Here is a 10,821-nt window from a genome sequence, read left to right on the forward strand (position 1 = left end):
CCCGCCCCGGCCGCGACGTCCCGCCCCCGGCGCAGCTGGAGCCTGAACTGGCTCAGCCCGACGGTGGCCCGCCGCATGGTCAGCCTCCCCGTGCTGCTGCTCTGCGTCCTGGTCATCGCGGGCGGCGTGTATCTCGCCGCCGACGATCCCGACCTGCTGCCCACGCCCGGCGAGACGCTGCTGTTCCCCATCCACTTCGCGGCGCTGACCTGGGCGACGTTCATCCTCACCCTGGTCGGGGTCGCGATCCACGAGGCCGCGCACATGGTCGCGGCGCGGGCGGCGGGCGTACCGTCGCGGCTCGTCATCGGCAACCAGATGTACATCCTGGTGGTCCAGACCGACATGAGCACGATCTGGATGGCGCCGAAGCGGCAGCGCTTCGTCGCGTTCATCGCCGGGACCCTGGTGGACGGTGTGCTCGCCTCGTCCTTCGTCTTCGCCCTCTGGGCGGGCCGGCAGGGCTACCTGCAACTGCCGGAGTGGGGCGCGCTGCTGCTCACGGCACTGCTCTTCACGTACCTGGTCCGGATCATCTGGCAGACCTTCCTGTTCCTGCGGACCGACGGCTACTACATCGTCGCCACCGCGCTCGGTTGCCGGAACCTGATGTCCGACACCGAGGACTACCTGCGCAACCTGGTCGCGCGGATGGTGCGGCGCGCACCCCGGGTGGACCAGTCCGGCCTGCCCCGGCGGGAGATGCGCGTCGTGCGCTGGTACGCCCTGGCGTGGATCGGCGGGCGCCTGATGGCCCTGCTCACCCTGATCTTCGTCGGGATCCCGCTGCTGTGGGGCTTCATCTACCAGTTCCTGCTCTTCGTCTCCGGCCAGGACTCCATGATGGGGTCGTTTGACTTCGTCACCATCGCGGTGATCAGCTTCCTGCTCGACGGCGGCGGGCTGCTGCTCTGGGGACGCAGCCTCTATCGGGGTGCGCGGGAGCGACGTCGCCGGCACGACGTCCGGTCGGCCCGGGAGCAGGCCCGCGCAGCCACCCCGAGCACCACGACGCAGAAGGTCGTGGAACCGAGCGGCCAACAGTGACCCCTCGGTCGTCTCCCCCGACTCCCGCCTGCGGCCGACGTGGTCGCAGGTGGGAGTCGGCGGCGTTGCGGGTGGCGGCCGGCGTAGGGCGCGCAGCGGTCACGCCACGGCGTCGGGGCGAGCCAGCCGGCCCGGCCCCAGGCCCATCCGTTCCATCAGGTAGTCGACGATCAGGCGCGGATCGGCGTGGAGGGAACCGCACGGTGCTCTCCGGATCATCCCGCGATCGGTGAAGCGTTGCAGGAACAGTCCGACCCGGGAGCGGGTCGTGCCGATCATCGCGGCGTAGTCCTCGTGGCGCAGCTTGAGACCGATCCGGATGGTGCGTCCGGAGGCGGTCCCGAAACCCTGTGCCAGGTCGAGCAGTCGCATCGCCAGGCGCGCCTCGCAGTCGGATGTGGTGTGTTGCAGCAGCAGCGAGCGGTGCCGACGCGCTTTCAACATCTGGCTGTGCAACCACACGTCGCAGATGCTCGCGTCGTCGAGAAGGTCCCGCAGGACGACGGTGTCGAGCACGATCAGATTCGTGTCGACAACGGCAGCGGGAATGTACTGGTTCGGCATTCCGGGAAGTGAGTCCTCGCCGAAGTAGTCGTTCTTCGACAACACGTCGATAATGGTCCGGCGACCGGTCGGAGAATAGTGCTCCAGGTATATCGCGCCACCGTCGATGAAATAGACACGACCGTCCGCGCCCTCCGTCTGGTGCAACAGATCACCGGCCGCGAGCGTCACCCGTCGGGCCGCCACCGTGTGTGAGTAGAGAGCGGACCGTACGCCCCTCATGAGGCGGTGTGTCAGCTCGGAGCCGCGCGGCACGAGCATGTCGTCCAGGACGTTCGTGGCGGTCCGCGTACTGGCCAGGGTCATCTCCGTTCACCGTCCCGATGTCTCGTCAGCGCGGTGGGTGCCCAGGGATCGCGCCGGACCATCAATGATCTTGACGTCCGTTCCTGATACGCTAGCGAGTCACCCGGCCGCCCGTCAGTCGCGCGTTTTACCGGCTCCGGCGGACCGAACGGTTCCTCAGATGTGACCACCCGGCCAGAATGGGTCCGATTCGACCGTGGCGTCAACCCGTGAAATGGCCGCTCGCACCGCTTGTCGCCCACCGCGCGAGGGCGTCCCGCTCCGCACGGCACACCACCGCGGCTGGTGTAGCATGTCGTGTTCCGCCGCCCGGGGCCGGACACGACACATCGTGGCCGAGGTGCCCGGCCGCTCGGGTCACGCGTAGGCGAGCAGGAAGTCGACGGTGCCGGTGCCGCCGGGCTGGCCCGGCGGGACGGTCAGCCCCGGCTCGCTGTTCAGGACGTAGAAGCCCCCGTTGCCGATCAGGCGTGGGGTCACCGCCATCGCCTGGGCCGCCATGGTCGATCCGGTCGGTCGTACCACGCTGTCGAGCAGGAGCCGGAAGAGATTGTCGTTGAGGTTGGCGACGTGCAGGACCCGGTAGGAGCGCGGCGCGGGGGCGCCGGTGCTGGTCAGCCCCCAGATCGGCACGATCTGGTCGCGCCACCGGGCCGGGTTGTTGGTGATCGAGGCGTCGTAGTTCTGTAGTTGGGTCTGGATGCCCGAGTGGATCCCGGCCAGGTGGATGTGGAGTTGGTCCTGCTGCCGGATCATCGGGTCGGCCGAGTTGATGCCGAGCCCGACGTGGGGATAGACCACGTGTCCGGGCTGGCCGGGTTGGGCGTTCAGCCACGCGTCGAGCCAGTAGTTCGGGGCGGCGGCGGTGGTGATGAACGGGCACTCGATGCCGCTGACACGGCAGGTCGGGACGAGCAGGTAGTCGTGGTTGGACCCGGACCCGCCGTTGAGGACCACGTACGTCGCGGTGGTGCGCAGGCACTGTGGGAACGGCGGTCCGGGCTTCGCTCCGGTGCAGACCTGCACCCGGTCCCACAGGTCGTACCGACCTCCGGTGTCGCTCGGGTAACCGCAGAGGGCGGAGGGCGTGGGACAGGCGGCGGCGCCCGGAGCACCGGGGACGTCCGGGTTCGCCGGGGGGCCTCCCCCGTCGGCGGGGCCGCCGTCGGCGCGCGCCCGACCGGCCGCGACCAGGCCCAGGAGACCCGTGGCGCCGACCGTTCCCGAGAGCCTGACGAACTGGCGTCGGCCCAGTTCCGTACCGGTCCTGTCGTCGCCCACCGTCAGCCTCCAGGGTTCCCGATCCGCGCGGACGCGCCGGTGTCCACCTCCGGCAGGGACGCCGGGCGGACGAATCGGACGCGATGTCGACATTAGGGCGGAGAAGCCGAAAGCTCCTCGACGTCGAGGGCCGGTCCCCTGATCGTGTCCGCCAACCGGTGATCATCGTCTCCCGGCCGCCGCGTTGACCTGACGTGCGGTTGAGGTTTTAGCGTTCGAGGGAAGGAAACCGAGAAGGGCAAGCCATGCGACTGTCACGTCTGTTCACGCCACGCACGGTGGCGAGCGCCCACTGCGACCTGCCGTGCGGGGTCTACGACCCGGCCCAGGCCCGCATCGAGGCAGAGTCGATCAAGGCGATCTGCGAGAAGTACCAGGCGAGCGACGACCCGGAGTTCCGGACCCGCTCGCTGATCATCAAGGAGCAGCGGGCCGAGTTGGTCAAGCACCACCTGTGGGTGCTGTGGACCGACTACTTCAAGGCTCCGCACTTCGAGGCGTACCCGCATCTGCACCGGCTCTTCAACGAGGCGACCAAGCTGGCCGGGGCCGGCGGCGCGAAGGGGTCCGCGGACCCGGCCGTGGCCGAGCAGCTCCTGGCCCGGATCGAGGAGATCTCGACCATCTTCTGGGAGACCAAGAAGCAGTGACCGTGAGCCGGGCGGCACGTGCCGCCCGGCCTCGGCCGGGGTCGGGTGGGACGGGGCCGGACCCGTCCCACCCGACGTCTTCAGCTACGCAGGTTCCACTGCTGGTTCGTGCCGCCGTGGCAGGCCCAGAGGTGCACCTTCGTGCCGTTCGCGGTGCCGTTCCCGCTGGCGTCGAGACAGAGCCCGGACTGGGCGCCGGTGATGGTGCCGTTCGGGTTGACCGTCCACTGCTGGTTGACCTGCCCGTTGCAGTCCCAGATGATCGCCAGGGTGCCGTTCGCGGTGCCCTGACCGGACGCGTCGAGGCACTTGGTGCCGTACACCACGAGTTGCCGGGCGGCGGTGTACGTGAAGCGCTGGTTGGTGCCGCCGTGACAGTCCCAGAGCTGGGCCTGCGTGCCGTTGGTGGTGCTCGATCCGCCGATCTCCAGGCAGCGACCGGACTGCCCGCCGACGAGTAGGACGTTCTGCTGGCCGCCGCCGCTCTGCGGACCGGCCGCCGCCATCACCGCCTGCGCCCCGGCGGGCCAGTTGTTGTTGCTCACCGTCACGTTGCCGTTGACCACGTTGCCGCGATCGCCGTTGGTGACGTTGCTGCTGCCGTTGGTCGACCAGTTGTTGGTGACGGTGAAGTTGCCCATGTTCTCGGCGTACCAGTAGTTGGCGGTGGCCCAGGTGCCGGTCGACGAGAAGACGTTGTTGCGGGCGGTGAAGTAGCGGGAGCCCTCGTCGAAATAGAGCCCGAAGTGGCCGTTGGTCCGCAGGCAGTAGTTGTCGCTGATCAGTCCGCCCGGATTCGCCGACAGGGTGTAGATGCAGCCGCCGTCGTTCATCTGCTGCATGACGTCGTGCACGTAGTTGCCGATGACCCGGTTGTTGGACGCGGTGGTGGCGGTGCTGTAGCGCGGCTGGTAGTTGTACAGCCCCCGGTCGGCGTAGTGGTTGCTGCCCCCGGCGTCGTTGGAGCCCCAGCCGTACCCGACGGACATGCCGGTGTACGGCATGTTGTAGACCTCGTTGTACGAGACGGTGGAGTTGGTGACGTAGGTGGTCAGCACCGAGACGATGCCCCGGTACTCGATGCCCAGGTCGTGCAGCCGGTTGTTGCTGATGGTGATGTCCCGGTTGACCATGCGCTGGTCGCTGGGGTGGTGGGCGTCGGCGCGTACGCCACCGACGACGATGCCACCGGCGACGTTACGGGCGATCTCGGACCGGGTGATGGTGATGTTGCTGGCCCCGAGGCCGACGCCGCTGCCGTGGGCGTTGGCGTCGTTGCCGATCCCGATGGCGGTCTGACCGAGGTTGACGAACGAGGAGTCGGTGAAGGTGACGTTGTTGGCGGCCGAGATCTGCACGGCGGCCGGCATCTGCTGCCAGTTCGGGCGGGTGGCCTCGAACTGCGGGCAGCCGTTGTGGCAGGAGGTGAAGGCGGGCCAGCTCCAGTTGCCGGCGATGTACGCGCCGGTCTGCTGGTCGACGTAGCCCTGGGCGCTGCTGGCGCCGAGCCAGCTCGTGCCGGTCACGGTGACCCCGCTGAACGTGATGTGGTGGGCCGGGGCCGCGTACGTGCCGCCGATCTGGATCAGGGACTGCACCGTCGGCAGCTCCACCCGGGCGGTGCTCATGTTCTGCCCGGCCAGCGGGATGTAGGAGAGGGCCCCGCTACCCGGGTCCAGATACCACTCCCCCGGCGTGTCCAGGAACTCGTAGGCGTTGCTCAGGTACAACGGCCCGGCCCGGTGCGGGCTGGTGAAGGTGTCGTACCCGAAGTTGTTGTTGCTCCAGCCGGGTTGCTGCATCCGGATCTGGTTGCCGCTGATGCTCTGCACCGACACGTACCGGTCGGTGAACGAGTTGACGCTCTCCATCTGGATGCGGCTCTGATTGGCCAGGTTGTTGAGGTAGCCCAGCGCGCTGCTGGTGAACCGCATCCCGGTGCTGTCGGCGGTGAAGTCGGCCCGGTTGACCTGGGTACGCGCCCGGGTGGCGACGGCACCGTCGACGTAGAGCTGCCGGCTGTCCAGTCCGGCGCCGACGTTGGCCCGCCAGATGTTGCGTCCGGCGTCCACGAGGGACCAGCCGGTGACCGCGCGGGCGCCGCTGATCACCGGGCGGGCCGACGGGGCGGCCTGCCACAGCACGCGGTATCCGTTGGTGCCGGAGTCGGCGGCGGTGAAGCGCAGCGGCGCGGTGAGCCGGTAGGTCCCATCGGCCAGTTGCACCACGATGTCACCGGACATCGCGCTGTTCAGGGCACGGACAGCGGTCTGCGCGCCGGTCAACGAACACGGCGCGGCGGCGCTGCACGTGCTGCCGCTGCCCGTCGGCGAGGCGTAGAGGGTGGTGGTGGCGGCGAGGGCCGGGGCGGCGGAGGTGGCCACGACGGTGGCGGTGAGCACGCTGGTCAGCGCCACCGTGGTCACCGCGGCCAGCACCCGGCGGGGTGTGGAGGGACGAGGCGGTCCGGACACGGGAGGTCTCCTTCGGCTGGGACGGGTGGTGGTGATCGTGCGGGTGGTGGCCGTGCGGGGGTGGTGGCCGGCTCAGCCCAGGAGCCCGCGCAGGTAGGCCAGGCCGTCGAGGGCGAGCCGGTCCGGCGACGGGGCGAGGGGCCGCCAGATGGACGCAGCGGTGGCGATCGTCTCGTTCTCGGCGGTGAACGACTCGATGCAGACCGCACCCCGGTAGCCGGTGCCGGCCAGCACCGCGAACAGGCGCGGCCAGTCCAGGTGGTCGCTGCCGGGAGCGCCCCGGTTGGTGCCACTGACCTGGACGTGCTTGATGTACGGGCCGGCGACGGCGAGCGCGGCGTACGGGTCGGCCTCCTCGATGTTCATGTGGAACGTGTCGATCATCAGGCCGACGTTCGACGGCAGACCGTCGATCAGGTCCACCGCCTGGTCGATCGTGTTGACCACGCTCGTCTCGTACCGGTTGAGCGCCTCCACTCCGATGGAGACGCCCCGCGTACCGGCGTACTCGGCGACCGGGGCCAGGGCCCGGCGGAAGTCCGCGTAGCAGGCGACGCGTTCGGCCGCCGTCATCCGCCAGGTCCGGCCCACCGAGGCGTAGACCGGACCGCCGACGCTCGGCGCGCCGACGGCCGCCGCGCTGTCCACACAGCCCTTGAGGTACGCGACGGTGGCCGCCACCACCGCCGGTGCGGCGTCGACGAGGTCCCGGCCGGGCGGGGTGACCGCGCAGACGCCGGCGGCGCTCAGCCCGTGTGCCGCGAGCAGGTCCCGGGTCCGGAGCGGGTCCCAGTCCCCGGGCTGCTCGATCGGCAGCTCGACCGCGTCGAAGCCGAAGCCGGCGATCCGGGGCACCAGCTCGGCCAGGGCCGCGTCGTCGACCGGTGAGGTCCACACCCAGGGGTTGACGCCGATCTCGTACACCGGGGCCTACTTCCAGCGCTGGGGGTACCCGGGCAGGTCGGTGCAGCCGCACATCGCGTAGTGCAGCGGCGGCATGTCCGGGTCGAGGTAGCTGTCCAGGTTCTCCTGCGTGATGGTCGGCTGCGGCAGCTTCCACGGCTTGGAGACCTGCTCACCGTCGAGGATCCGCAGGGCAGCGATGATCGGCGTGCGCCACTGGTAGGTCGGGTAGGTCGGCGCGATGGCGGTGAGCCCGGCCTCCTTCCAGACCTTGAGGAAGTCGAGCTGGTCCTCGCCGTTGATCGGCGGCACCGGCTTGCCGGCGTCCTGGAACGCCTCCACCGCCGCGACGGCGACCGCTCCGGCGTCCATCCAGACGCCGTCGATGGTGCCGTACCGCTGGAGGTAGTCGTCGACGATCTTCTTGGTCTTGGCCGGATCGCCGTCGGTGAACTCGACGCCGACGACGTCGACGCCCGCCTTGTCAAACGCGACCTTCGCCGCCGCCCAGCGCGTCTCCAGCACGTCGACGCCGGGCAGGATGCGCAGCGCGAGCAGCTTGCCGCCGGGCTTCATCCGCTGGCTGACGAACTCGGCGCCCACGTGACCGAAGCCGTACCCGCCGATGGGGTTGATGAACGTCACCGGGCAGTCCGTGTCGACACCACGGTCGAAGACGATCACCGGCAGGCCGGTGCGGCAGGCGGCCTCCACCGCCGGGGTGAGGGTGGCGGTGGTGTTCGGCGAGACGATCAGGGCGTCGCAGTCGCGGCCGAGCAGGTCGTTGATGTCGGCAATCTGCTTCTGGTCCTTACCTTCGGCCTCCACGTGCACGAACTCGGCGATCCGGTCCCCCTGTGCGGCCACCTCGGCCTGCATGGTCTTGTAGCCGACCTGACGCCAGGGGTTGTTCAGCGCCGCGTTGGAGAAGCAGATGCGGTGCGGCCCGGCCTTCTTGTAGGAGGCGGTGTCCACCATCACCGGGTCGAGCGCCTGCTCCCACGGTTTGTCCGCCGGGCCGGTCGGCGTGGCCTGCAACAGGGCCAGCTCGGCGTCGTACGCGGCCTGCTCGAAGAAGGAGGACTGTTCGCCGGTGCCGGCCCCGGCGGGCGCGGACGAGGCACCGGACGGGTTCGCGACCGGCTGGTCGGTGGCGCAGCCGGCGAGGGCGAGCAGTGTCACCGCGCCGAGCGCGGCCAGAGAGCGTTTCATCGGGATCCCCTTTATCTGGACGTGGAACGTCGGGCCGCGACCGCCACGGCGACCAGGATGATGGCGCCCTGGACCGCCGGTCGGAGCGCGCCCGAGATGCCGTAGAAGTTCATGAGCGCGAAGAGCAGTTCGAGGGTGGTGGCGCCGAGCATCGCGCCGACGACCGAACCCCGGCCGCCGCCCAGCGCCACACCGCCGAGGACGACGGCGGTGATGGCACCGAACTCCAGGCCGGCACCGGCCTGGAAGGAGACCCCGCTGTAGCCGCCGATCAGGATCGCCGCGACCGCCGCCGCGAGGCCGCTGAGGACGAAGGCGGCGGTGCGGGTACGCCACACGCGTACCCCGCTGAGCCCGGCGGTGCGCGGGTTGTCGCCGACGGCGACCAGGATCCGCCCGAAGTCGGCGCGGGTCAGCAGCACCGCCACCGTGGCGACGACCACCAGGATCACCAGCGCGTACGGGACGCGGCCGAGCAGCGGCACGTCCTCGAAGGCGCGCCGACCGTACTGCCGGAACTCCTCGGTGAGCCCGCCCTTCGGCGCCCCGTCGGACCAGAGGTAGACCGCGCCGACGAGGATCAGGAACATGCCGAGGGTGGTGACGAACGAGGGCACCCCGAGCCGGGTGGTGACCAGGCCGTTGACCAGTCCGACGAGTGCGCCGCCGACGAGCAGCACCAGCACCACCGGCCAGGTCCGCGTCGGGTCGCTGTCGATCAGCCGGGCGGCCACCACCACCTGCGCGGTGACCAGGGCGCCGACGGAGAGGTCGAACTCGCCGCAGACGATCACGAAGTACTGACCGGCGGCGAGCAGGATGATCGGCGCCGAGCGGCCGAGGAACGACAACAGCGACGGCGGGCTGAGGAAGTCGGGCTGGCGGACGGTGATCAGGACCAGCAGCACCACCAGGATCGCGAGGATCGGTGCCAGGCCACCGGGCCGGGTCCACTGCGCCGGCGCGAGCCGACGCCGGAGGGTCTGCGTGCTCACCCGGCCGCCTTCCGCATGCTCCGGCGGGCGTAGACGGCCACCGCCGCGATGATGATCACGCCCCGGACCACCTGTTTGGCGAACGCGTCGACGGCGAGCTGGTTGAAGACGGCGTCGATGGTGGCGAGCAGCAGCACGCCGCCGACCGTGCCGATCACGCCGCCCCGGCCGCCGGCCAGCGCGGTGCCGCCGATCACCACGGCGGCGATCGACTCCAGGTCGTAGAGGCCCTCCGAGCCGACCCGGGGCGCACCCGAGCCGAGCCGGCTGGCGAGATAGATGCCGGCGATTCCGGCGCAGAGCGAGCAGAGCACGTGCGCGGTGACCCGCACCCGGTCGGTGCGTACCCCGGAGAGCCGGGCGACCTCCTCGTCACCGCCGACGGCGAGCAGATGGTGGCCGAACCTGGTCCGGGCGAGCGCGAACCAGGCCGCCCCGGCCACCAGGAGCAGCAGCAGGAAGGCCACCGGCACCGGCCCGACGCGTTGGTAGCCGAGGGTCTGCACGAGGGTCGGTGAGGTGCTGCCGGCCGGTCCGGCGTACCCGTTGTCGAGGTATCCCTTGAGCAGCAGCCCGACGCCGAGCGTCGCGATGAACGCGTTGATCCGCCCGGCGGTGACGAGCAGGCCGTTGAGCAGCCCGATCCCGGCGCAGACCAGCAGCGTCAGGCCGATCGCGGGCAGCATCGCGCTGTCCCGACCGGCCATCGTCTCGGCGGCGACCAGCGTGCTCAGGCTGACCACGTACGCGACGGAGAGGTCCAGCGAGCCGCCGAGGATGACCAGGGTCTGCCCGACGGCGACGAAGCCCAGTCCGGCGGCGACGTGCAGCATGCTCACCGTCGTCGACTGGTTGACGAGTTGACCGCCGTCGAGCAGGACGACGAGCCAGCCGATGGTGAGGGTGAGGGCCAGGGCCACGAACACCCCGGGCACCGGGCGTCGGGCGGGCAGCAGCGCGCGGGTGGTCACGCGGCGGTCTCCCGTACCGTGCCGAGGGCGAGCCCGACCACGTCCTCCTCGCGGCTGCCGGCAGGCAGTTCGCCCACGATCCGGCCGTCGCGCATGACCACGATCCGGTCGCTCATGCCGAGCAGTTCGGGCAGGTCGGACGAGATCATCAGCACGGCGGCGCCCTCTGCGGCGAGGCGGCGGACCAGGTCGTGGATCGCCGACTTCGCGCCCACGTCGATGCCTCGGGTGGGTTCGTCGAAGAGCAGGACCCGGGGGTGCAGGGCGAGCCACCGTGCCAGTACGACCTTCTGCTGGTTGCCGCCGGAGAGGAAGCGGATCTCCTGGTGGTCGCCGGCGGCGCGGACCTCGACGGCGGCGAGCAGTTCCCGGATCCGGGCGGTGCGCGCGGCCCGGCCGGAGCGGATCGGGAAGGCGG

General features: G+C 70.4%; 10 protein-coding genes. 2 read left to right on the forward strand and 8 right to left on the reverse strand.

Translation table 11 applies throughout. The annotated features are described in order from the left end of the window. Positions 1-1,047: hypothetical protein (locus tag EYA84_RS17685; RefSeq protein ID WP_236145825.1), on the forward strand; the 1,047-nt coding region annotated here is incomplete at its 5' end. Between the two features lie 99 nt (positions 1,048-1,146). On the opposite strand, the gene EYA84_RS17690 is transcribed toward EYA84_RS17685, so the two are convergent. Together EYA84_RS17690 and EYA84_RS17695 are read right to left on the reverse strand one after the other, a co-directional pair. Beyond that, complete coding sequence (locus tag EYA84_RS17690; RefSeq protein ID WP_131054167.1) at positions 1,147-1,917, reverse strand: Crp/Fnr family transcriptional regulator; 771 nt, start codon at positions 1,915-1,917, stop codon at positions 1,147-1,149. A 357-nt stretch (positions 1,918-2,274) separates the two neighbouring features. Beyond that, positions 2,275-3,198, reverse strand: coding sequence for a CDP-diacylglycerol diphosphatase (locus tag EYA84_RS17695; protein ID WP_131054168.1), 924 nt, complete (start codon positions 3,196-3,198; stop codon positions 2,275-2,277). Between the two features lie 245 nt (positions 3,199-3,443). Between EYA84_RS17695 and sodN the strand changes: the two genes are divergently transcribed. After that, complete coding sequence (gene sodN, locus EYA84_RS17700; protein WP_131054169.1) at positions 3,444-3,848, forward strand: superoxide dismutase, Ni; 405 nt, start codon at positions 3,444-3,446, stop codon at positions 3,846-3,848. A gap of 80 nt (positions 3,849-3,928) precedes the next feature. On the opposite strand, the gene EYA84_RS17705 is transcribed toward sodN, so the two are convergent. The 6 genes from EYA84_RS17705 to EYA84_RS17730 form a co-directional block, all read right to left on the reverse strand. After that, positions 3,929-6,322, reverse strand: a complete 2,394-nt coding sequence (locus EYA84_RS17705; RefSeq protein WP_201272412.1) for an RICIN domain-containing protein — start codon at positions 6,320-6,322, stop codon at positions 3,929-3,931. A 72-nt stretch (positions 6,323-6,394) separates the two neighbouring features. After that, a complete protein-coding gene (locus EYA84_RS17710; RefSeq protein WP_131054170.1) occupies positions 6,395-7,246 on the reverse strand; it encodes a sugar phosphate isomerase/epimerase in 852 nt (283 codons plus the stop codon). A 6-nt stretch (positions 7,247-7,252) separates the two neighbouring features. Next, positions 7,253-8,437 carry a substrate-binding domain-containing protein gene (locus tag EYA84_RS17715; RefSeq protein WP_131054171.1) on the reverse strand — a complete coding sequence of 395 codons (1,185 nt, stop codon included), beginning with the start codon at positions 8,435-8,437 and terminating at the stop codon, positions 7,253-7,255. 11 nt (positions 8,438-8,448) lie between these two features. Beyond that, the gene (locus tag EYA84_RS17720; RefSeq protein WP_131054172.1) at positions 8,449-9,432 is read right to left on the reverse strand and encodes an ABC transporter permease; all 984 of its coding nucleotides are present in this window, start codon (positions 9,430-9,432) and stop codon (positions 8,449-8,451) included. Next, on the reverse strand, positions 9,429-10,403 hold the full coding sequence (locus EYA84_RS17725) for an ABC transporter permease (RefSeq protein ID WP_131054173.1): 975 nt from the start codon (positions 10,401-10,403) through the stop codon (positions 9,429-9,431). Before EYA84_RS17725 ends, EYA84_RS17720 begins: the two co-directional genes overlap by 4 nt. Further along, positions 10,400-10,821 (reverse strand): ATP-binding cassette domain-containing protein (locus tag EYA84_RS17730; RefSeq protein WP_131054174.1); only part of this gene is annotated, 422 nt, incomplete at its 5' end. The genes EYA84_RS17725 and EYA84_RS17730, both read right to left, overlap by 4 nt.

This window comes from Verrucosispora sp. SN26_14.1 (assembly GCF_004307965.1).
Lineage (GTDB): Bacteria > Actinomycetota > Actinomycetes > Mycobacteriales > Micromonosporaceae > Micromonospora.